Origin of the sequence: Nostoc sp. JL31, assembly GCF_017114965.1 — a bacterium.
GTDB classification, from domain to species: domain Bacteria; phylum Cyanobacteriota; class Cyanobacteriia; order Cyanobacteriales; family Nostocaceae; genus Nostoc; species Nostoc punctiforme_A.
Map to the genome: position 1 here is coordinate 1 of NZ_JABXKO010000039.1, position 22,348 is coordinate 22,348.

Annotated in this window: 25 protein-coding genes and 1 pseudogene; 14 read left to right on the plus strand and 12 right to left on the minus strand. The window is 38.5% G+C overall.

Going from position 1 to position 22,348, the window contains the following annotated elements:
* The first annotated feature begins 274 nt into the window (after positions 1 to 274).
* From HWQ43_RS08450 to HWQ43_RS08490, 9 genes are all read left to right on the plus strand, one after another.
* A complete protein-coding gene (locus HWQ43_RS08450; protein WP_292732079.1) occupies positions 275 to 553 on the plus strand; it encodes a BrnT family toxin in 279 nt (92 codons plus the stop codon).
* Positions 516 to 794 (plus strand): BrnA antitoxin family protein, encoded by a 279-nt coding sequence (locus HWQ43_RS08455; protein ID WP_292732080.1) that lies wholly within the window; start codon positions 516 to 518, stop codon positions 792 to 794. The genes HWQ43_RS08450 and HWQ43_RS08455 overlap by 38 nt, the downstream gene beginning before the upstream one ends.
* Before the next feature lie 75 nt (positions 795 to 869).
* Positions 870 to 1,154, plus strand: coding sequence for a hypothetical protein (locus HWQ43_RS08460; protein WP_292732081.1), 285 nt, complete (start codon positions 870 to 872; stop codon positions 1,152 to 1,154).
* A 102-nt stretch (positions 1,155 to 1,256) separates the two neighbouring features.
* Positions 1,257 to 1,961, plus strand: coding sequence for a DNA cytosine methyltransferase (locus HWQ43_RS08465; RefSeq protein WP_292732082.1), 705 nt, complete (start codon positions 1,257 to 1,259; stop codon positions 1,959 to 1,961).
* Between the two features lie 61 nt (positions 1,962 to 2,022).
* The gene (locus tag HWQ43_RS08470) at positions 2,023 to 2,799 is read left to right on the plus strand and encodes a DUF3883 domain-containing protein (protein WP_292732083.1); all 777 of its coding nucleotides are present in this window, start codon (positions 2,023 to 2,025) and stop codon (positions 2,797 to 2,799) included.
* An 89-nt stretch (positions 2,800 to 2,888) separates the two neighbouring features.
* Complete coding sequence (locus HWQ43_RS08475; protein ID WP_292732108.1) at positions 2,889 to 3,212, plus strand: Z1 domain-containing protein; 324 nt, start codon at positions 2,889 to 2,891, stop codon at positions 3,210 to 3,212.
* Positions 3,213 to 3,302: 90 nt separating this feature from the next.
* Positions 3,303 to 3,779 (plus strand): hypothetical protein, encoded by a 477-nt coding sequence (locus HWQ43_RS08480; RefSeq protein ID WP_292732084.1) that lies wholly within the window; start codon positions 3,303 to 3,305, stop codon positions 3,777 to 3,779.
* 286 nt (positions 3,780 to 4,065) lie between these two features.
* Entirely contained in the window at positions 4,066 to 4,275 is a 210-nt protein-coding gene (locus HWQ43_RS08485) for a toxin-antitoxin system, antitoxin component, Xre family protein (RefSeq protein WP_292732085.1), read from the plus strand.
* Complete coding sequence (locus HWQ43_RS08490) at positions 4,262 to 4,459, plus strand: type II toxin-antitoxin system PemK/MazF family toxin (RefSeq protein ID WP_292732086.1); 198 nt, start codon at positions 4,262 to 4,264, stop codon at positions 4,457 to 4,459. Before HWQ43_RS08485 ends, HWQ43_RS08490 begins: the two co-directional genes overlap by 14 nt.
* Before the next feature lie 177 nt (positions 4,460 to 4,636).
* Here the strand turns inward: HWQ43_RS08490 and HWQ43_RS08495 are convergent.
* The 5 genes and pseudogenes from HWQ43_RS08495 to HWQ43_RS08515 all read right to left on the minus strand — a co-directional run.
* Positions 4,637 to 4,756, minus strand: a pseudogene (locus HWQ43_RS08495) (M42 family peptidase); the annotation flags it as partial.
* Positions 4,710 to 4,940 carry a hypothetical protein gene (locus tag HWQ43_RS08500; protein ID WP_292732087.1) on the minus strand — a complete coding sequence of 77 codons (231 nt, stop codon included), beginning with the start codon at positions 4,938 to 4,940 and terminating at the stop codon, positions 4,710 to 4,712. The pseudogene HWQ43_RS08495 and the gene HWQ43_RS08500, both read right to left, overlap by 47 nt.
* Positions 4,906 to 5,934 (minus strand): SGNH/GDSL hydrolase family protein, encoded by a 1,029-nt coding sequence (locus tag HWQ43_RS08505; RefSeq protein ID WP_292732088.1) that lies wholly within the window; start codon positions 5,932 to 5,934, stop codon positions 4,906 to 4,908. Before HWQ43_RS08505 ends, HWQ43_RS08500 begins: the two co-directional genes overlap by 35 nt.
* A gap of 325 nt (positions 5,935 to 6,259) precedes the next feature.
* The gene (locus HWQ43_RS08510) at positions 6,260 to 7,654 is read right to left on the minus strand and encodes an S-layer homology domain-containing protein (RefSeq protein ID WP_292732089.1); all 1,395 of its coding nucleotides are present in this window, start codon (positions 7,652 to 7,654) and stop codon (positions 6,260 to 6,262) included.
* A gap of 748 nt (positions 7,655 to 8,402) precedes the next feature.
* Positions 8,403 to 8,630 carry a hypothetical protein gene (locus tag HWQ43_RS08515; protein ID WP_292732090.1) on the minus strand — a complete coding sequence of 76 codons (228 nt, stop codon included), beginning with the start codon at positions 8,628 to 8,630 and terminating at the stop codon, positions 8,403 to 8,405.
* 576 nt (positions 8,631 to 9,206) lie between these two features.
* On the opposite strand from HWQ43_RS08515, the gene HWQ43_RS08520 reads away from it, so the two are divergent.
* Positions 9,207 to 10,412, plus strand: coding sequence for a histidine kinase (locus tag HWQ43_RS08520; RefSeq protein ID WP_292732091.1), 1,206 nt, complete (start codon positions 9,207 to 9,209; stop codon positions 10,410 to 10,412).
* 46 nt (positions 10,413 to 10,458) lie between these two features.
* Here the strand turns inward: HWQ43_RS08520 and HWQ43_RS08525 are convergent, their stop codons facing one another.
* Together HWQ43_RS08525 and HWQ43_RS08530 are read right to left on the minus strand one after the other, a co-directional pair.
* Positions 10,459 to 11,484 (minus strand): PleD family two-component system response regulator, encoded by a 1,026-nt coding sequence (locus HWQ43_RS08525; protein WP_292732092.1) that lies wholly within the window; start codon positions 11,482 to 11,484, stop codon positions 10,459 to 10,461.
* Complete coding sequence (locus HWQ43_RS08530) at positions 11,472 to 11,672, minus strand: hypothetical protein (protein ID WP_292732093.1); 201 nt, start codon at positions 11,670 to 11,672, stop codon at positions 11,472 to 11,474. Before HWQ43_RS08530 ends, HWQ43_RS08525 begins: the two co-directional genes overlap by 13 nt.
* A gap of 458 nt (positions 11,673 to 12,130) precedes the next feature.
* Between HWQ43_RS08530 and HWQ43_RS08535 the strand changes: the two genes are divergently transcribed.
* Positions 12,131 to 12,391, plus strand: coding sequence for a chlororespiratory reduction protein 7 (locus tag HWQ43_RS08535; protein ID WP_292732094.1), 261 nt, complete (start codon positions 12,131 to 12,133; stop codon positions 12,389 to 12,391).
* Between the two features lie 330 nt (positions 12,392 to 12,721).
* On the opposite strand, the gene HWQ43_RS08540 is transcribed toward HWQ43_RS08535, so the two are convergent.
* The gene (locus HWQ43_RS08540; protein ID WP_292732095.1) at positions 12,722 to 13,291 is read right to left on the minus strand and encodes a DUF2854 domain-containing protein; all 570 of its coding nucleotides are present in this window, start codon (positions 13,289 to 13,291) and stop codon (positions 12,722 to 12,724) included.
* Positions 13,292 to 13,686: 395 nt separating this feature from the next.
* Between HWQ43_RS08540 and HWQ43_RS08545 the strand changes: the two genes are divergently transcribed.
* A complete protein-coding gene (locus HWQ43_RS08545) occupies positions 13,687 to 13,860 on the plus strand; it encodes a hypothetical protein (RefSeq protein WP_292732096.1) in 174 nt (57 codons plus the stop codon).
* A 129-nt stretch (positions 13,861 to 13,989) separates the two neighbouring features.
* On the opposite strand, the gene HWQ43_RS08550 is transcribed toward HWQ43_RS08545, so the two are convergent.
* Entirely contained in the window at positions 13,990 to 14,406 is a 417-nt protein-coding gene (locus HWQ43_RS08550; RefSeq protein WP_094348557.1) for a response regulator transcription factor, read from the minus strand.
* Between the two features lie 198 nt (positions 14,407 to 14,604).
* Complete coding sequence (gene ppk1, locus HWQ43_RS08555; RefSeq protein ID WP_292732097.1) at positions 14,605 to 16,776, minus strand: polyphosphate kinase 1; 2,172 nt, start codon at positions 16,774 to 16,776, stop codon at positions 14,605 to 14,607.
* Between the two features lie 925 nt (positions 16,777 to 17,701).
* Between ppk1 and HWQ43_RS08560 the strand changes: the two genes are divergently transcribed.
* On the plus strand, positions 17,702 to 18,118 hold the full coding sequence (locus HWQ43_RS08560; RefSeq protein ID WP_292732098.1) for a hypothetical protein: 417 nt from the start codon (positions 17,702 to 17,704) through the stop codon (positions 18,116 to 18,118).
* Positions 18,119 to 18,174: 56 nt separating this feature from the next.
* Here the strand turns inward: HWQ43_RS08560 and HWQ43_RS08565 are convergent, their stop codons facing one another.
* Positions 18,175 to 18,351 carry a hypothetical protein gene (locus tag HWQ43_RS08565; protein WP_292732099.1) on the minus strand — a complete coding sequence of 59 codons (177 nt, stop codon included), beginning with the start codon at positions 18,349 to 18,351 and terminating at the stop codon, positions 18,175 to 18,177.
* A 411-nt stretch (positions 18,352 to 18,762) separates the two neighbouring features.
* Between HWQ43_RS08565 and HWQ43_RS08570 the strand changes: the two genes are divergently transcribed.
* Positions 18,763 to 19,206 carry a hypothetical protein gene (locus HWQ43_RS08570; protein ID WP_292732100.1) on the plus strand — a complete coding sequence of 148 codons (444 nt, stop codon included), beginning with the start codon at positions 18,763 to 18,765 and terminating at the stop codon, positions 19,204 to 19,206.
* A 236-nt stretch (positions 19,207 to 19,442) separates the two neighbouring features.
* Here HWQ43_RS08570 and HWQ43_RS08575 read toward each other — a convergent pair whose 3' ends face one another.
* Complete coding sequence (locus HWQ43_RS08575; RefSeq protein WP_292732101.1) at positions 19,443 to 22,343, minus strand: hypothetical protein; 2,901 nt, start codon at positions 22,341 to 22,343, stop codon at positions 19,443 to 19,445.
* Positions 22,344 to 22,348 lie beyond the last annotated feature (5 nt).

Below are 22,348 nucleotides of genomic sequence, written 5' to 3' on the forward strand. Positions count from 1 at the left end.
CCGAAATAGCAATTGCATACCCCGAAATAGCAATTGCGTACTCCGAAATAGCAATTGCGTACTCCGAAATAGCAATTGCGTACCCCGAAATAGCAATTGCGATCGCTAAATCTATAAATGCGTTGGCGTAGACTACCGCAGGCACAAAATTATTGCGCCTACGTTATCGCTCAACCCAACCAACGCAAAAATCAGGTTTTTATCTCTAACACCGAGCGTATTGGGATATTATGCAGGATAATAGAGATGATTCAATTAGCGTGTCTCAATTTTCATGCAGTTTGAGTGGGATGAGGCGAAAAATTTAGAGAATCTTCGCAAACATGAGATTGATTTCGCCGATGTTCCTGAGATGTTTGAAAGTCCAATGCTAATTGAGTTAGATGATCGTTTTGATTACGGAGAAGACCGTTGGTTCGGTATAGGTTTCCTCGGCAACGGTGTAGCCGTTGTAGTTTGGACAGAACGCAAAAATAATGTGATTCGGATCATTTCAGCACGAAGGGCAAATCGGTATGAGCGACAAAGACTTGAGAAATACCTCTCGTACTAACTGGACAGCATTGGAGTCAATGAACGATGAAGAAATTGACTACTCTGACATTCCACCATTGACAGAAGAGTTTTTTCAGAAAGCTACTCTCCGAGTTCCGGCACCTCAAGCACAGCAATTGGTACAGATTGAGCCAGATATATTAGAGTGGTTTCAAGCTCAAAGCGGAGAATATAAAACCTTAATCAACTCTGTTTTACGTCGTTACATCGAAAACTGTGACGAACAGCCAGCATTATAACAATTCAAAATTCAATATTACACCAGAACTTCCCCCTCGATTAGATGGCAATTTACATTGGGTGGGTGTTGCTTAATGTTTCCTCAAAAGCGCGATCGCCAAAATAACAAATGCGTTAGCGTAGCCCAAACCAGGCATTGCCAAATCTATGAATGCGATCACACCCTTGTTTTACCTGAAACTGCCACTGGGCGATCGCCTGAACAACCTTTGCAACTGTTAGAGTTTGACAAGCAAGCGGCATTAGAGGTATTTTGTCAGGGACAAACTGTGATTCCTTTCTGGTGCGATGCCTGCGCCAGGCTACGCCAACGCGTACATCAAAAATTAAGGGACAATCTTAAAAATTATCGTAAATAAGTAGTGATGCTATAATCTTTGATACTAGTGTCAATTTTGGTACGTATATTCAATCCAAACAAAGACCATCTTATAATTGAATTCTTTGACATAAAATATTTCATGATAAAGCCAGCTTGTAATCCAGGTTCAAGGGTTCGTTACAGAGCAAACATAAAATTATCTAAAGAGCAAGATGAAGAGCTTAATATTTCTTCATCTGTTTTGTCTGAAACTACTCCTTTACATGGTGCGCTTACAGCATCAAGAAATGATGTGCGTGTCGTGGAGCTTTTTGCTGGAGCCGGCGGAATGGGTGTTGGATTTATGATGGCTGGGGAGCAAAAACAAGGATTTAGAATTATTAATTCTGCTGAAATTAACCCAATATATTTAAAAAGCCTCGAAACTAATTATCAAACATTTTACAATAACTCAACCAACCGTATTGAAGACTGTATTTCTTCAGATTTTACTCCTATAGATTTAACTAAAAAACAAGATTTTCAAGTTGTAGACGAAGCTGTAAAAAAAGCAGACGGTGTGGATCTTGTTATTGGTGGAACTCCCTGTCAAGGGTTTTCACAATCTAATCGAAGTAATTGGTATACTAACAATACGTATAATCAACTCGTTGAATACTTTATTGAATGTTCTTTACAACTAGCACCGAAAGCAATCCTTTTGGAAAATGTGCAAGGTATTCTATGGACACCTTGTTCTAACAAAAGTAAGAATAAGCGTAAATTAACAGTAGTTGATTATATTGCAAGAAAATTTACGGATGCTGGGTATGTTCTTTTTTCCGCAGTTATAGATACTATTTGATATAGTGTAATCGTTGATATTCAAATTATTACTTTATTATTTTAAGTTAATAGTCAAGTTTATGAATCGAGCCAATAATAACAAACATGAAAATTATGAAATTCTTAATTTAATTGGATATGGTTTAGCTAAATTTGATATGGATTTTGTTAGAGAATTTGGTTTTAAAACTAAGCAAGAGTTTTTTCTTTATCTTGTAAACACTGGTATTGCTAAAACTGTAGGGACAATAAAAAATAGACAAGATTTATTTGATCCTTTTTTTAATAATGCAAGAAAAGGATGGTGGCAAAAGGGAAATACATATATTCATCGAAAAATACTAATTGATTCCCTTTTTGGTTCAGAAGATTATAAATGTTATGCAAATATTATCAAACTCTACTTAGATAAAAAACTCAGTAGTATAAACACTATAAATGCGAAACCTGTAAGCCCTATTTTAAAGAGCAAATTTAAGCAATTACAAGATACTGGGAAAGCAGCAGAACTGTTTTTTATAAAAAATTATCAAAGTATCCAGGAATTTAAAGATGGTTTTTTAGAAGATGCCCGAACGTTTGGAGATGGCTACGATTTTCAAGTAGATGTTTTACAAAAAGCATTTTTAGCTGAAATAAAAGGCATTAAATCTAATTATGGTAGTGTAAGATTAACAAATAAGGAATTTTTGAAAGCGCAGGAATATAAAAAGGATTATGCTCTTGTCGTAGTAAGTAGTTTGGAAGATGTTCCAAAGTTTAGTATTATTTTTGATCCTGTAAGCAATATGAATTTTACAAGAAATATTATATTACAAAGACAAATAACTTTTAATTCTAAATCTTTTACTTGGTAATCTAAGTATTAATCATTATATAATTTACTGAGATTTTAAGTGATTTAGCAGAAGCAACAAGGTGAATTACCTCTACATAAGTCATAAAAATTAACTCTGATACTGGTGAAAGAATTGGATTTATAACACGAAAACATACCCTTTATATAGGTGGTACAAAACTAAGTCGGGGTGTCACTGTTAAGAATCTTCTAGTTACTTACTATGGTAGAGACGCTCAACAACCACAAATGGATACAGTTTTGCAACATGCAAGAATGTATGGATATCGTCAAAATGAATTACCAGCTATTCGTATTTACTTGCCAACTCATTTAGCTCAAAGATTTGTTGATATTCATATCAGCGATAATTTAGTTAGAGAACAGTGCCAAGCAACTCATTTACCTATTCAGCTTATTCCTTTGATGTGAAGAGGAATTAGACCGACTCGCCGCAATGTATTAAATGAAAATACGGTTACTCTATTAACTTATCAAGGAAGAAGGTAGTATTTCCCTTTATTGCCAATATCAGATCCTGATATTTTGCGTAATCAAACCCAAGAGCTTGAGAATTTACTGTCTACCGTTAAATATTCTAATTTGCAACAACCATATGGAGTAACAATTGATGATATTTTAGAGATTTTGTCTTTTCAGTACCAAACACCTGGATCAAGTCGTACTTGGAATGATGATTTGATTAGGCAAGCCGTTTCTACCCTGCAAGATCAATCTAGATATCAAAACACTGGTTCATTAATTATTGTGAATCGCAAAGCCGATATTGGAAGAAGCCAAGATAGAGACGATCAAGTAGGCGCTGTGTTACCTCCTCATAATAGGAATGCTCCATACAACATTAACCCTAATTATCCAGCATTACTAATGACTCGAAATATTGGTAGCCAGGATAAGGGTTGGTATGAAGTACCTTTCTGGATTCCAGTTATCCGATTTCCAGATGGTAACTATGCGTTTTCTGTAAATGAAAGCTAATTTAAATTTCTTCAGATACCCTAGATAAGCAACTTTTGAGCAGTTATTATCTCCTCAAACGGACAGCGATCGCGCATTTTCGACAACCAGAAAAATTCACGCTATTTTAGGTTGATATGCGATCGCTCTTCGAGTGAAAGCCTCAACACATCACTCAAACTCAGTTTCACAGAAAGCTTTTAACAAATCGATACAATTAGCGATCGCCTTCATCGCTAGAGATAACCAAAAACTATAATGAATGCATAAAGCAACTAATACAAGCAAGGTTAGGAGAATCTAAATAATGCAGGCTGATAGCATTTCAGAGCAAAGGTTACTTCAAAAAATTCGCCAGCTACCTCCCGAAAAAGTTTTGCTAGTTGAAGATTTTATTGATTCTTTGGATCGGCAAAGTGCAGATCATAGCCTTACCTTTGCAGCAGCAAAACTTTCTGAACCAGTTCTGCTCAAAATCTGGGATAACCCTGATGATGCAGAATATGACAAACTATGAATTTGGTGATGTTATTTTAGTGCCGTTTCCCTTTACTGACCAAACTACTACTAAAAAACGTCCAGCAGTAGTTGTAAGTTCTAATAGTTATCAACGTGAGCGTTCGGATTTAATATTGATAGCGATTACCAGTCAAGCAAATCCAGCAACTTCCTTTGGTGAAATCACAATTGCTGGATGGTGAGTGGCTGGTCTTCTCAAGCCTTCAATTATTAAACCAGTTTTGACTACTATAGATAAAGGGCTAGTGATTAAAAAGTTAGGACGACTTGAGGAACCAGACCTTCAGACTTTGCAAAACCTTTTTCTGGCTATTTTGGGTTGATATGCGATCGCTCCTTCCAGTAAAAGCCTGAAAATATCACCCAAACTCACTTTCGCAGAAAGCTTTTAACAAATTCATACAATTAGCGATCGCTCCTAAATGAGCAATTTCATAACCGTGGGTATTTTGTGTAGGAAACGCCAAACACGTAGCACGCTACCCACCAGACTTCCGTACCCAGCGCCGTAAATCGTTGCATCAACAACTGGTTAATCTCAGCTTCTACACCACTAGGAGAATGGTGCATAACTAATTTTTCAATAATTTCAAATAAGCGATCGCAATCCCACATCAATACAGTTAGTTTAGTTTTTAACTGTTGTATGAGACAATTGTGCATCAATAACCCGACCTGCCGATCTTTTTTGTTGACGCTTCAGCACTCCTACCGCACCAAAAGCACCAAGGGCTAAAATTCCCCAGTCGATCGCAGGTTCAGGAACAGACTTAGCCTCAATCGCCGCCAGCGCAGTGTCTGCTATCTCCTTATGAGCAGCAGTCGTTGGGTGGAAGCCGTCCCAGACGAGAAACTTGTTGTCTCCTGGCTTACATATATCTGGCTTAGATAGACAAGACTCGGTTACATTTGTAAAACCTAATGCACTTGCCTGATTAAATAAAGAATAAGTATCAACAGAGATGATGTTAAGATTTGGGTTTTGATTCAAAGCGTTCACAGTTTGTGCTAAACCCAAGTTAAACTCACTAGTCGATTTACTGAGGGTTGTAGGGTTGCGACCGTTGATTTTAGCTGCTGGTAGCTGTCCCAAATCTGGCAAGTTAAACACCAAAATATTTTTTGCGCCAACTCCTACCAGAGTATTCAACGCCAGGGATATATTACTGATTGGCGTCTTTGAGTCTTCCGGGTTCAGAAAAAAGAAATCATTAGCACCTCCCCACAATGTGTAAAGTGCATCTGGGTCAGCAGTTTGATTATTTGCTTGCAGAGTTCCAGCAAAACCAAGGACTTGTTTGAGTACTCCCGGTAAATTTTGATTGGGAACAACAGCGTTATCTAAACCAGAGCTAGCACCACCGAAAGCGAAGTTTATCCCTTGAGTAGAAGGTGTGGAAGGAATAGTAGTCAATAAAGTGGGCTTTAATCCTAGCTGATCTCCGAGATAATCTATCCAGATCGGCCCATCGGAAAAACGTCCATCAAAGTTAGGTGGGCTTGCAGGGTATGTTTTACCCGTAGCATTATATATATTGCCTGTATCAGAAAGACTATCACCAAATACATAAAGCCGATCAAAACTCGCAGCTGAGACTTTGGTCGGCAACATGAAAGAAAATAGAACAAATCCTGCTGCTACAGCTTGTTTTTTCATATTTGTTTTACCTGTGGTCTTTTTAACTTGTTTAAAAGCAATGAAAGGGCGATAGTCTGACAACTTACTCTTTTGAGATTACTTCAAAACTAAGTACGTCTATTGAGTTAATTTATGTTGTTTCACTTAACTATGCCTCAAAAATTCATCAAACACAGGTAAAAACGCTTAAAACACTTAGATTTACATTTTCTTGATGAAAAATAGATATATTAGAAAGAAATGGCAAAATTTGTATACTAAAGAGCAAAATTGCCCACTTTTATGCTGATGGTGGACTAACCGCAACTAAATCAGGATCAGGTAGATCGTCGTAGACACAGCTTTAACTTTGCTTTAATTTCAAAGCCTCAGTAGCCGAAACACCCTCACCCTGACTGCCGAAATACCACAAAGCCGTAGCAGCCTCAGCACGAGTTACTGGTTTTTTGGGTTGAAACAGAGTCGTATAACCAAACACCCGGCGAATATTCGATTGTTCGCCATTCTGATAATCAGCCAACACTGCTCTTAAAGCCTTAGAGTCAATTTTCGCTGCGTCTTGGAAACCCCAGGTTTGTTTGACCGCATCTAAGTTAGCAGAGGGTAAAGCTTGGCGAGTATCTAAGGGTAATTTCCACAGCAGCAACTGTTCCCGCGTTAGAGGTGCATCAGGACGAAACAAAACTACTGTAGAATCTCCAGACAAAGGACTGGGAATTAACCCAGCTTCGGCTAATCCCTGAATTGCTGGGAAATCAGGGTCTTTTGCTGACACATCACTAAAAGCTGGTTGAGTACTTTCTGATGCCAAACGAATCTGTTTAGCTGGATTGTTGGTATATACAGCATTGTTAGCAGCAATTAACCAACGGGCATATTCTCGATGTGTAACGATTTTACCGGGTTCAAACTGATTAGTTGTGGTCGTGGAGTTGCTCTTAGTTGTCTTTGCTTCTATAGATAAAACACCTAATGCAGCCAAGTCTTGGATATGTTGCCGCCATTCTTGTGGTGCCTTATTCAGATCGTTGAATACCTGAGATTTAGGGGTGGCTGTAGGGATTGTTTGGTTATTAGCTGTGCTTGGTGGCTGTGCTGCCAAGTTTGCGGGTGGTATTGGGCCAATGAACTGTGAATTTCCCGGTTGAGGAACGGCGTTAGCAGTTTCGTTAGGATTTGTAGTTGAAGTAGGTTGTGCTGTTACAGTACTATTCGGTACGTAATCAATCAGTAATTCAGTGGCTGTTTGGGGTTGATTAGGTGTGGCGTTAGTAACTGATTTGGGCTGAATGGAAATCTTCAACAGCAAATCGTTGCGACGTGCCTCAAAAGCTCCTCCTGTATCATCTGTCGGCTGTTGTAAAATCTGCCAGTTATTTGTTTGAAACTGGCTGCGATAAAAACTAGCAATAAAATTACTGGGGTCAGAACTTAACCAACGAGTTGAGATTTTGTTTTCTGAGCCGCTAGCAGGTGTAACTTCCTGTAGTTTGGCATTGGAATATAAGGGGATATCTTTAGGAAAATCAGATGGTAGCTGAACGGCTGATTCATTTTGCTGTGCTTGCGGTTGATTACCTGGGGATTCTCCAAAGACAACTTGATCGCTTTGTAGTTTCGGATCTGCCGCCAAAGATTGCTCAAGGTTTTTGGCGACTGGACTATTAGCACAGGCTGTTAACGAAGTGAGTATAACAGCCCAAATTAGAAATACAGCTGGACGTTTACAGGGAAGCACAGGAAATCACACATTGAGTTTCAATTCCTACCCTAGCGCAGACTGTCCATTAAATGGGAATGGGGCATGGGACATGGTTATTCTCCTTTATTCCCCTGCTCTCCTCTGACTCTCTATAATCACCAAAAGACACTACCGACTTACTACGTCTTCTTCCTAAATGTCTATGTTAGTGATGATATCTCCAAAAATGAGTAAACGGTAGCAAAAGCTACCGTATTGTCTTCGTTTTACAGCCATTAGGTTTTGATAATTCCTATGCTTATTTATAGAGTTCCCTAAAATTCTGAAAAACTAACATTTTTGAGAAAAAACATAAATAAATCTGAAATCCTTGCTAGATAAGAGTTTTATGAGTTGAAAGTTCGTAGTAAGGACTTTAGTCTTTAGATGAGGAATCGAGCCACCGACTACAAACCGATCGATACTTGATTGTGAACTAATTTTTCAGATAGTTATCTAAACATCCAAGTTGTAGAGCAGATAACTGATTGATAACTGGTCAAAAAACAGTTTAGCGAGCAAAAGCTGGAATCTACTTCCAGATGCACTAGTTGTAATGCGATGCCTACGGCAGGCATTGCCTACGCCAAACAACTGAAGTGATAGACTAGGAATAAAGCCCCCCTTAGCCTCACCCAAAGAGGGGAATAGATCAAGTTAACTAACACTGCCTAACAATCGATTCTGGAAATTATTCATCTAACGATGGTAAGGTGAGTAAGGGAATCTCTGGAAAATGCCAGTGTCAAACAATTCCAGGAAATTGGCGTAAGTTCGTTATTCTTGGCGACTGGGGTAAATAGGTAAAGCAGTCAAGTGTCGCAGCAGTTTCCCTAGTATTTCTAAATTGATTTTCTGGAGAAAGTGTTACTTGTGCTGTAGTCAAGGGTTTCTTGACAGCCTCGAAAGCAGTGAGTGCTTCGTCTAAAAGTGCGTAGTTTACCGTTGTAGGCATCGCTTCTATGTTATCCAAAACTTTCCCTCAATCAACCCATCCCCTGTTATTCTGGGATAGGGCTGTGGTTATTTTAGGAAGGCTGGAAGGTGCGCTTCGCAAGTTATAGAAGTAGTACATAGTTATCTATGGCTGTTTTTCCCAATCCTAGTTAATGATTGGCTTGAGGCGAAAAAGATACTTCATCAAATGCACTGGCGGTTGAAAAAAACTCTACAAACTTGGTCTGAACAGTTAACAGCTTCCTGATAGATTAGATACAATTAGCATCTGTGTTTTCTTGGGCGATCTGCTCAACTTGATATGGTGCTGCACTAGCCGATTTGACATACTACTAAGCCTTTCACCTGCTGGCTCTGGCAATAATTTTTGATTCAGGGCAAATTAAGACTTATATTCAAGGGGCTTGGGTGTTTCTTGGAGATAAAGTTAACCAAACGGTAGTAAAAGGCTGAATCAGATATGTCTGATGTCAAAAACGCAGATCGGATAGGAATATGAAAATCTAAAATAGATATTAAGAAGAAAAAACAACGACCATCGACAACCGTCAGTCCTTTTTACTTTCTGTAAAGCGTCACCGGGTTGTTACCAGTGCTGAAACACGATTACATGCAAGTTTCCCAGGATCAGCCTATTTATTCTGAGGCTCCACTCCAGCTGTTACTGTTTGTCGATGGACGCCCCAAGTCCCGTCAACAGGTGCAGCGAATTCGTGCTTACTTAAAAGAATTACAGGCTGAGTATAGTTTTGAACTTCAAACTATTGATGTTGGACAACAACCTTACTTAGCAGAACACTTTAAATTGGTAGCAACGCCAGCTTTAATCAAAATTCACCCGGAACCACGACAGGTTTTGGCTGGGAGTAATATCATAGCGCAATTGAAAAACTGGTGGCCTCGCTGGCAAGCCGCTGTAGACGCCTATTTGAAATTACAGGAAGACTTACAAGAACGGATAGACGATACTGCTAGAGTAACATCACCCAAATCCACTATTCGTTCAGTTGCTGTTTCTGCCGAACTCATCCGACTCTCAGACGAAATTTTTCGCTTAAAACAAGAAAAAGATAACCTCCAAGAGCAGCTACAGTTTAAAGATCGGGTGATTGCGATGCTGGCACACGATCTCCGCAATCCTCTAACTGCTGCCGCGATCGCCATCGAAACTCTCCAATCTAACTACAATTTAGAGACAGGCCAATTTCAGCGCCTCAAACCATCCTTGACGGCGCATCTATTAAAACAAGCCCGGAATCAAACTAAGGTTATCGATCGGATGATTGCCGACCTTTTGCAGGTAGGTCGTGGCAAAGATACGGAGTTTCCTATCTTACCACAAAAAGTACAGCTAGGTAAACTGTGCTTAGATGTACTAGAAGAATTGTGCGATCGCTACACCGCCAAATCCCAAGAGGTCGAAACAGATATTCCCAACGACTTACCTTATGTATATGCTGACCCAGAACGCATCCGGCAAGTGCTAGTAAATCTATTGGATAATGCCATCAAATACACCCCAGAAGGTGGCAAGATTAGCATCGCCGGATTGCACCGCACTACCCAAAAAGTTCAGTTTAGTATTGGCGATACTGGGCCTGGTATTCCTGTAGAGAATCGCGATCGCATCTTTGAAAACCACTTCCGCCTGCAACGGGATGAAGGTACAGAAGGTTACGGCATTGGCCTTTGTCTATGCCAACGCATCGTCCTGGCACATTATGGCCAAATTTGGGTGGATTCTGCCCCCAATAACGGAGCATGGTTTCACTTCACACTGCCAGTTTATCCTTCTTAGGTAATTGGGTATTGACAAATGACCAATGACTAATGACTAATGACAATTAAGAACTTGAGATAAAGCGATCGCGTCCCCCAGCCTTTGCTTGGTAGAGTGCTTTATCTGCCAGCACAATCAACTCTGAAGGCGAAGACTCCCAAGTCGGGACAACAGTTGCCACGCCCATACTGAGAGTGATGTGCTGACTTACCGCAGAACCGTCATGAACAATTTGCAAATCTTTAATTCCCGCTTGGATCACGGCGGCAACGTGAAGTGCGCCAGATGCAGGTGTATATGGCATAATCACAGCAAATTCTTCGCCACCATAACGCGCTACTAAATCCTGATGTTTTTGTGCCTTAAGGCTTAAGACAGCACCCACCTTTTGTAAACATACATCTCCTGCCGGATGGCCGTATTTATCATTATAAAATTTAAAAAAGTCGATATCACACAAAATCATTGACAAGGGAAATCCCTCTTGTGCGAGATTAATCCATTGAGTATTGAGATAATCGTCAAAGCGACGACGATTAGCCAACTCAGTTAAGCCATCTACATTGGCAAGGTGATACAAAGCTTCGTTTGCCGCCTCTAACTGTTTGTATACTTGTGCTTGCTGTAGCAGTCGGCGCAACCGCTGGCGCAATACAGGCCAGTGAATTGGTTTAGTCACATAATCAGTAGCCCCGGCGTCAAAAGCACGGTTTACAGATTCCTCATCGTCCAAGGATGTGATCATCAAGATGGGAGTACGCTCCCATATCTTGGAGATGACCGTATTGTTAAGAGTCGAGTCATTATCAAAGTTTGCAAGGGCTGATATTAAATTATTCCTGGCAATCTGGAGCAATTGCTTACAGCAGGTAAAGCCATCCATCACAGGCATTACAGCATCTAGCAAAACTATATCCGGTTTGATAGTCTCGTAAGCATCTAAACATTGCTTACCATCATTGACCTCGACTACTCGATAACCTTCTTGTTCCATCGTTTTACGCAACAATACTCGGATGGTCTTGTCATCATCAGCCACTAAAATCAGTGGTGGTTGCTTAGAAACAGAAAATGGGCTTATGCCTGACATGAGTTGCCTTCCACTTGTGGAACTATCCTGAAAATGGCTGTACAACTCAATCGCATGGGGGCGATCGCTATTTTCATCAATGCCAGGATTTGCGGCAAAGGTGTGTCTAGCTTTACAATCAACTGTTTTTTGACAATGGACTGCCTAATGTTGTTGGGCCAAGCAAGCGGTAGATAAATAAGTTGCATAGACAATCTGTAATTGGAACACGAAGGCAATTGCTACCTTTTTGTTCAACGATGGTTATGGGAGGAAATGTTACTTTTATCTTTCCCTATTGTTAAAGTCAAATTACGATTTTTTTGAGAATTACAAATACACACCCTAATTATTTATTTATGTAGATAGTTTAGAAACCTAGTGAGACAGGGCAAAGCAATTGCCAAAGTACCCTCAGAAGATAGCTAATACTAAATAGTAATATCACCTGACTGAAATTTATTTAGTCTATCCGACAAGGCTTGCTGAGGTTTAGTATAATTACATAAGATTGAGATAAAAGTTTACAGCAAAACTTTATTTTCAAGTGACTTCATAACCATTTTGGTCTAGCCATAAACTGCCCAGAACTCAAGTTGACTACACAAACAAGCAAAAGTTCCTACAAAAATCATCCAAACCTATTGACATTCGCTAAATCTTTAAAATGCCAGACTCATTAATGTACCAGCAGGATAATTTTGTTGTTCTAGAAACAAATCAACCAGAACAATTTATGACACCATCAGAGCTATTAGAAAAGCTCAAAACAACTCTTCAACAACTCATAACTCAAGATTTACCGCCTGACTTGCAAAAGTTTGATACTGTGGAAACTCAAGCCCAATATTTAATTGACACTAGCTGCGAATTAGATATTGGTCCTGGGAAATATTTACAGTGGTACGCAGTTCGTTTAGAAAAGTAACTTTTTGATCAGTGCTTAAGAGAATCCCAAAGAAATCTTAAGCAAAAATTGCTGACCACCTCCCCAACTTCTTCAATAAGTTGGAGAGTTAAATCGTGGTTAAAGGAATTCCCAAAAGAATAATTACTAATTCATAATTTCTAGTTAAAGACACTGTACACTAGGGCACACACTCATCAAAAAATTTGGTGGTCAACAAGAGAATGGAGAGTACAGGAGCTACTACTAATTGTAATTATGAATTATTAATTATTGTGACTGTTGCAAAAATATGGGTAACAACAAGTCATAAAGGTATGAAGTTTGGGTAACGATAATTTTTGCTCTTGACTACTGACTACTGACTACTGATTGTTTTTGAGTATTGATTAGCGCTAGCTCAATTGTATTTTCAGATGGCTGCGTTATTTGAATTTCCAATCCAGGACCAAAATAATTGGTCATTTTTTCATGCTTTTTTTGCCACACATCAATTGGTATTAGCGGTGAATCAAATTCTAAAATTAGGGCATAGCTCCCATTAACTTCTGTTTCTCGTAACCCTGTGACTGTTGGCCGTTCCTGGTCATTGGGACTCAAACCCAAAAAAGAAAGCGTTGTATCTAGATGAGCATCTTGACCGTAGCAATATCGGGTGATGTCTTTGCGAATTTTATTTTGCGTATCAGTTGCTTGCTGCTGGCGCAGTATTAATGCTGACGGTGACGTAGTTTGACTAAATGGTACTGGCTTAAGTTCATTCGCTTTTAGCGCCAGTCCTCCCAATAGTAGAGGAATCCCGTAAAAAAATCCGACAAGATTGAGTGTGGCATTATTATCAGCATAGGCGACGAAGCCAATGATGGTTAATATGCCACCGATAGTTAGACCGAGTGTTCCCAAAGAGATTTGGCGTAGCATGAGCTTAAATTAGTATAAAGTCTGAATACCTTAGTTTTATTATCATCGGCTATGAGTAACAAATTAGGGAAGAACATCGTCCCCAAGCGCTAGTATTCAACTAACCTTAAATTGCCATATTATTAAGGCGGTTAGAAACCGCACGCCAGTTGCACACCAATAACGAACAAGTCAGGCATTGCTGCCCAAAGCACTGGCTTCGTTTAAACGAAACTTTACCCACCTTTGTCTTTGTGGTTATGAAACACTCAATTTTTCCTTAGTCCACATTCGCGCAGTATACCGTAGGCAAGGCAAGTGGGACTAAGTTGACTACTAAAGGCGTATAGTGTTTCAGAATATTGGATTTTGAGTTAACTTTAAATTTAAAGGTAGTTAAAGATAGGAAAAAAATAATGGATCTACAGACTATAAAAGAACGAATTGTCGCAGTTCAAAATAAACGCGATTACCTATTAAGCTTATTAGAGCAACCAAACCTGGGAACTTTGAGAATAGATGTAAATCAGGCTTTGGAAGAACTGGATGAATTAATTGATGAATTTACACGCACCATTCCGGTAGAGTAGAAATTATCAAAACTTACGTCGGTTTAACCTCAAGTTCAGGCTAGACCGGCGTTCTTTAGTAGTATCATGTCTTTAAATCCCCAGAATTGAACTAAGCCTGAGTTGGCGAAGCAATTATCACTGCAACATTTATCCTGCCACTGAACCATCTCCTGCACGCTGACCCAGCTGCCTAACTAAGGCAATCAGTTCGCTTGTAGGCACATCTTTCTTGCAAACGTCATCAAAGCTAGACATTGCCTTTGTCCCGTGAAAATTTACGTCTTCCACTGAGGAGTAAGCAAGTATCTGGGTGTTCGGAGATATAGCTTTAATGTGACTGGACGCACTCCACCCATCCATGACTGGCATCTGTAAATCTAGAACAATTACGTCAGGATGGCAACGTTTAACCATTTCTATAGCTTCTTCACCATTACTGGCTAAACCTACTACTTGAATATTTTCCTGGCAAGAAAAAACCAATTGTAAGGTTAAACGAGTCAGTTCGTGGTCATCAACTACTAAAACACGCAAGGTAGAAAGCTCGCAGGATAACATTAACATTGAGGGGAAAGACAAATTTATTCAGAATAACCTCTCCAGTTTATGAGAACAAGTGCTAGCACTGACTCTATCCTATGGTTGAATAACTTGTGTGAACCTATGATAAACAACTTAGACAACTGCTCAAAAAATTCAATTTTTCCAAAAAAACTAAGTTGAGCTAGTTGTCAAGGTATAAGTAACTTATTTTTTAATTAATCAGGTTGCGACTACACCGATTGAGCGTAATACCATGTTCATGAGAATTTTTTGTGAATTAGCTTCTGGAGAATCATCATAAGGACGCCGTTGAATGTAAGTACCATCAGCTTGTAATTCCCAAGCTTGGCGATTATCTGCGAGCATAATTCCCAGAATTTCTTGCAAATCTTTAGCAATATCTGGGTCTTTGACTGGGGTAATTACTTCGACTCGGCGATCTAGGTTGCGACGCATCCAGTCAGCACTGCCGATATATATCTCCTCCTGTGTATTGTTGTGAAAATAATAAATTCGAGAGTGTTCTAAAAAGCGACCGACAATGCTGATGATGCGAATATTTTCACTAATATCTTTGATTCCTGGGCGTAAACAACAAACACCCCTGATAATTAAGTCGATTTGCACTCCAGCGCGGGAAGCTTCATATAAAGTCGCGATAATTTCTGGATCGACTAGGGAATTCATTTTGGCAACAATCCGTCCAGAAAATCCATTTTGAACATTTTCGATTTCGCGGTGAATTAGTGCCAAAAAGCGATCGCGCATATTTACAGGCGCAACCAACAACTCTCGATAAGACTTTTGCAGGGAATATCCTGTTAAGAAATTAAATAAATCTGTAATGTCAGCGCCCAATTCTTCACGGCAACTAAACAATCCCAAATCCGTATACAGTCGTGCTGTTTTAGGGTTATAGTTTCCAGTCCCAATATGCACGTAGCGACGTATCCGGTCTTTTTCGCGCCGTACCACCATAACGGTTTTACTATGGGTTTTTAGCCCAACTAAACCATAGACGACATGAACTCCAACTCTTTCTAGTCGTTTTGCCCAGTAAATATTATTCTCCTCATCAAATCGCGCTTTTAATTCCACCAGCACAGATACCTGCTTGCCATTTTCAGCAGCGGCAATTAAAGCGTTGACGATGGGCGAGTCACCAGAAGTCCGGTAAAGGGTCATCTTGATGGCTAATACATTGGGATCGTAGGCAGCATGGGTAATAAAGCGGACTACTGTAGCCGAAAAGGATTGATAAGGATGGTGTACTAGCAAATCCTTTTCCCGAATTACAGCAAAAAAGTCTTTGCCTTCGTCCGTCTCCAGCGCATCTGGGTCTAAACTCGGTTCTCTCAACCTTTGCAGGCGTAACGGTACAACAGATTGGCGTGGTGGATCTTTGAGTTCCGGCAATGGCAAGGACATAAAGTACATTAAATCCCGCAGTCCCAAAAGACCATCTACTTCGTAAACATCACTTTCCGTTAATTCCAAATCTTGCAATAATCGCGATCGCACTATTTCAGGAGTCTGGGATTGAATTTCTAGGCGGACTGGACTACCACCTAGCCGCCGTTTTCGTAATTCCTGTTCGATCGCTAACAATAAATCATCTGCTTCATCTTCTTCTAAGACCAAATCGGCATCACGGGTAATGCGGAACGGATGATATTCTTGAATGTTCATCCCTGGAAATAAAGATTCCAAGTTATGAGCGATCGCTTGTTCTAAAGGTACCCCAGTCCAGTGAGCAAGTTTTTCGCTGTTCTGATCTCCCAATTCAGGCGGTATCGGTAAAAATCGTGGTAAAACACTAGGGACTTTGATTCTGGCAAAGAATTCTTCTTCGGTGTCTGGATTCTTGACCACAACAGCCAGATTTAGACTGAGATTAGAAATAAAAGGAAAGGGATGACTAGGATCAACAGCCAGAGGAGTCAAAACTGGAAAGACTTGTTCCTCAAAATAGCTGTTGAGATGAGTCCGCTGCTTTTGATTCAAATCTATGTAATTCAGAATATGAATACCATGATTTACTAGTAGAGGACGAAGTACTTCCTCAAAATGTTGGTGCTGTTTCTTGACATGGGGAGTGAGGGTAGACCTAATATCGTCTAGCTGTTGTTGTGGTGTGCGACCATCGGGAGTTAACAGGCTAACTTTTGCCTCTACTTGTTGCTTTAAGCCAGCAACGCGCACCATGAAAAACTCATCTAAATTAGAGTTAAATATTCCCAAAAACTTAAGACGTTCTAGAAGTGGGGTGCGATCGTCACAGGCTTCATGTAATACCCTGGCATTAAATTCTAACCAGCTTAACTCTCGGTTAAGATAATATTGTGGATCGCTGAGATTGATGGGGGTAGCGCTTTTCTTAGATTTTGCCATAATGACCTAACGGCAGGCAGATGTAGCCCATTGAACTGGGGGACAATAAATATAGTAGGTTAAATGGTGCTTGAGGGTAACGCTTAAGCAATTTTTGGCAATGCTGATTTTGCGCTGCAACACAGTGACTTTCTTTGAAAGAAGAGGTCTAAGGGACTTCCAGTTAAAAAAAATATCCCATAGTAGGGGCGCAAGGACTTGCGCCCCTACAAATATACAAATAATTTGGGAGAATTTATTTTTTGCAAGTCCCTAAAATTTTTGTACTTTTGCGTAGGCATAGCCAGCCCGTCGTCGATATTTGCTTCTGACACGTGCTTTGCACCATCGCGTAGCGTTTTTTTCAGAGGCTCACTCTACCCAACCTATAACTATATTTTATAGCTGTTTTCAACTGTGTGGAATATCGTATCGGCGTACAGTTGCGTGCCCTGACAAAATATTGCATCCAGATAAAAACTGTAATAAGTCTGGGGAGTCAAATCATTGTCCATAATATATTACCCATGAAGATGCACTTAAGATTTAGTCAAGATATGACATAGGCATTTCGGAAAAGGTGTGACTAATTATTAAGCAGAGTTTACAGAGAGTTATAGTGTTTGAATTGAGAGTTATGGTGTTTGAATTGGTCTAAAGCCTTACCTCTAATGTTTTTGGTATTGAGTTTTCTATAATTCTACTTTTGGTAAGTATTACCACAAGATTTGTATAAGTATTAAGTAAATCTAATTCTTCTAAATGATGGTTTTATCGTTGTTCTACTGCTATTTTTGAGATCCTCACCAACAAATTTGTCTATTAGTTTTTGTAATTGATGACCGCTGATATTTTTAAAAAATTAGGTACTATTACTGAGAGTTTTTAGAAAAGCAATAGTTATATTTAAAACGTGAATAAAAACAACACAGGGAGCTTATTGATCATGAAAATTTCTGCAATTATCAAAGGCAGCGTTTGTGTATTAGGTTTGGTTGGTGTTGGTAATTTCTTTGCAGCACCTGCAAATGCAGGAGATGCTGCTGCTCGTGGTGCGGTTACAATTGTTAGACCATCAGGTGCTTCTGTCAGCGTCAGTGCTGAGTTAACTGCACCGACTTCTGCATATTTCACCGGACCAGCGTTAGTTGTTACACCTGTATATAGCGGTGTCATAGGTGCAAATGACGAAAGCGTAACTACTTTAACAATAGATCCAGGTGCAGTTGTAAACCTGGTATCACCACCCAGTTCTACAATCGAAGCAGCTATTGCAGCCAAGATTGATGCCGGCACTGTTACAGCAGTTGAAGACCTAGCAGCCCTTGTCAGAGCAGCTAGTGTTAATGGCGGTCTAGAATAGACTGATTGTTAACTGACAGAAAATCACTATAGTGTTAAAAGCTATTGGCTTTTAGTCTATATGCTTTCACTTCTTGAATTGATTTTCAACCTCTGTTTGGGTATTGTTTGAGAAAATTTTGCCATCAGTTGAGACGAAACGTCTACGACTATCCCCATGCTGGGCATTGGCATCAAAGTATTTGGTAATACGCGAATCAATTCTTTGACTGACTCTCCTTTACTTATATCCATAGTTTTGACAGGGGATAAAGTAGAGAGTGACTGAGATGTAAAAGATTGAAGAAAAAAATACAGCCCCTTGAATGTAGTTGAGGGGCGGTATTTCCAAACTTATATACTATATTACCATATAAACCCGGTTTCTTGAAGAAATCGGGCTTTTGACGTTGTTTAAATAGATACTTTACGAAATCTTTTAAATTAGCCAATAGGTAAAATACAAAAGCCAAAAGACGGAAGCTAGAAGGCAATAGGCGCAAGACAATCACACAATAATTACTCTTGTTATTTGCTTATTGGACTTTGCCTTTATTTTCTAAGTGTCAATTATTATACCAAATTTTGGTAGTCTAGCAATCAAATTTTCTGAAAAGTTACCGCTATATTGCTCATGCCAATCAAAAAAAGCATGAGGAATAAATTATGTATAGCGTGTTTCGTCAATTGCCTGGAACTATCAAAAGAACCATTTGCTTGCTGAGTTTTATCAGTGTAGGCAATTTTATTGCAGTGCCAGTATATGCACAAGAAGCTGTAGCACGCGGGGCTATTTCTATAGTTTCGCCTTCCGGCGCTTATCAAAGTGTTAGTGGTGAACTCTCTTTACCTATTAGTAATAATTTTTTAAATCCCGGCACAAATACGACTCTAACAATAACGCCTACTTTGACAAATATTGGAGCAACTAATCAAAGAATAACTTCTTTATCTCTGACAGTAGGCACAGCCAGTGAAATAATCACAAATAATAACAATTCGTTTTTGAATCCAGCTTTACAAACAGTCAATAATCAAACATTAATTCCCGATACAGATTCTCTCATTCAGACAATCAACATTACTAATGGCTTAGGGGCTTTAGAATAGTTGCAAAAAATATATTAAATTTATTACTGCATCTACGATATTTGATAGTTTTTAGGCAAGAGAGAAAGGGCAAAAGGCAATAGGAAAAAGCCAATAGATAAAAGGGAAGAACACTCCTTGGGTTATAATGATTGTTTTTACATAATTGGTATTACTCTATTATATTTTATATTTTTTATTAATAAATAATTTATAGTAAATTGTTCTAGTTTTCGCTTGCCTATTTACTTTTGTATTTAAAATCGATAACCACCTTGAATTTGCATATCAAATCCATTTTCTCCCGTACCAATTTTAGATTCTATAAAAATATTATTATCTGTAAAATTATATCTAAAAATAGCTCCGTAGTTTAGACCAGATAATCTGGTATTTAAGCCCACATTTTTGGTAGAGTAATTTTTAATATAAGCACCAACAGATAAATTTGCACCAATTTTCTGTAAACCTTGCAACTCATAGAAAAGGCTTTTGCCTAACTCTAGATTCGTATTAATATTTAAACCTGTGTTAGTGTTAAATTCACCACTAAACAGTGTTAAAAACTCACCATTGCTATTATCTTGAACAAAGGCTATTGCAGGCGCTAAAGAAAAACTGATATTTTTTTCTTGATGATTAAAATAATAGCTGAATACAGTTGAAAAAGGATTATTGCTATTTGATGCACTATTCCAGTCAATTTTTAATGATGGTATGTGAGTGTTGACAGCTACAGGTTTTTTATTTGAGTTTAACTGGACATGAGTTTTAATATAGTTAGCCAGAATACTGGCATATATACCCACAGATGGTTCTGCTAACCCTAAATTATTATTAGAAACTCCAGGGGCTGAGTTGGCATTTATATTAAACCAAGTTCCTATGCTAGCGCTATAGTTTAAATCCCTAGCAGAACCCGCAGCTAATAATTCGACTGAAGGTAAAGAGAGATAACCATCAAAGCTTTTAAAACTCACACCTATGCGATCGACTCTGGTGAGTTCAAAATAATCGAATGCTAAATCAAATGTGCGAACTGGAATTGGTACTATAGTGTTATCTTCGGAATTAAATCGTTGTACAAATTGTCGTCCTTGGGAGTTAGTTAAAATAACTTCGGCACCACTAGATTCGTTAATAGGATTAATATCAGTATTAGTCAAAGGCATTTGATTTCCTATGAAAGTCAGAGGGCCAAATCTTTCATTAGAAAGTCTGAGGGTTGAAAAGAATGTATTCCCTGGATCTAAAAGTTCAACATCTCTTTGTAAAAATTGGACTGTGCGTTTGTGATTTCCTGTTCTCAGTTCCAAAATACTAGAATTATTGGGAGTTATTTTACTCTGAAGTGTGATACTTCCAGAGACTTGTTCTAGATCGCTGGTTGCATTAGAATAAGCTAAAGTACGATTTAGTCTGTTGTTAATTTGTCTTCTTTGATTTGGTGTAGACTTTGTATTTAATTCAACAAAACCTTCTCCATTTTTAAAGCTTTGTCGTGCTTCTGCTAAACTTTCATTAATATTATCTATTTTAAGGAATTCAAAGATTCCGCCTAATGCCAATCCTAAAGTAGAGTTAGCTGTTTGGATACTATCAATACTAAAGTCACTTAAATTAGCTGTAATAGACAATCCTGGGCTAGAAAAAATATTAGAATAACTAGCACTAATTTTTTCTTTATCATATTGAACAATAGTACGGTTATGAGGATAGTTAACATATAATCTGTGCCAATTAGAAGTTTTTTGTGTCTCAGATAAAGTTTTAAATATGGGGTCTCTTTTGCCGAAAGATACCCATAATAAAGAATTTAAATAAGACAAGTCTCTCTCAATTGGCGTCAAGTAAGGATTAACTGCTATATTTAATAAATCAAAATTATCAAATTCGCCTCTCTGGGCAATCTTAACACCTGGTAACGAAGAGACAGGAGCAGTAAAACCAAAACCTTCACCCGTTAAGATATTTCCCCATAAAATACCAGTCGCTTCTAGAACACGATCGGGAATAATTTCGCCTAGCTTGAGTTGAACGCTTCCGCCATTTAGTAAAGGCTTTAAATTCGTGGTAGGAAAGGCTTGTAAAATTTTAGGTGTATTAGTAGCATCTAAGAAATCAAATAAAGATCCGCCACCATCATTACTAAAAGTGGAACCGCTTCCAATAATTGGTGTAGTATTTTCCAAAACTGTGACATTAGGATAGTTAAGATTAATTCCGCTATTAATTATTACTTTACCAGCAGGTATTCCTTCAGGATTAATTAGTTCTCCTGCTAGAGAAAGTATAGAAAAATCTTGAATTTCAGCTCCGCCGACTAATTCATCAAAATTCACAGGTAAAGTACTAATATTTTGCAATCCCCAAAATCCTTGGGTTGATGTCATATTTTGGGTAATGTAAGTTTCAGAATCTCTACCTTGGGCAAGAATACCTGCTTGTGTACCTTTAGTCTCAATTACTAATCTATTGTTATCGAGAACCCAGTAAAACTGGTCATCTTTGGGAAATTTAGCATAAGTAAATTTATCAATAAACTGATTGTCTCCAGAAAATCTGATATTTAAATCTGTATCTATATAATTTTCATCTTCATTTGGTTTAAATAATTGAGGTTTAAAAGTCAGGTTATCTGTTGGATTAACAATCCAAGAATACCGATTGGAACTTGCAGTCAGAGCGTCAATAATTATTTTCTTTTGGATTACTTGTTGTTGTTTGTTTGTTCGACGTAGTTTTTGTATTAGTATTTGTTGCTGGGGTGTGTATGGTTTTGATGGATTGGAATCTGATGGTTGAATTGTATTTGGTTGAGGCTTTTCTTCATCTTCTTCAGGTAGCTTGGGAGGTTTATCTTTGTATTCTTCAATTGGGATAACGTCAGCAATGGTGAATTTTCGTAACTGTTTTGGTTTCTCTAAGTTAGAGCTAGACTTTCTTAAAGCCTGTTTTAACAGTTCGTGGCTTTGGAAGTTATTTATTTTTTGATTGAAATTTATTAATGAACTGTTCTGATTAGCGATTAAGTCAATATTACTTTGCCTGTTTATGACTAGAGCGATCGCAGATAATTTAATAAATATAATTTGGTATACAATTGTTGAAAACAATAAACAAATCCCAAGAGTTTTTACATTTTTTTCGAATCTCATTAGGG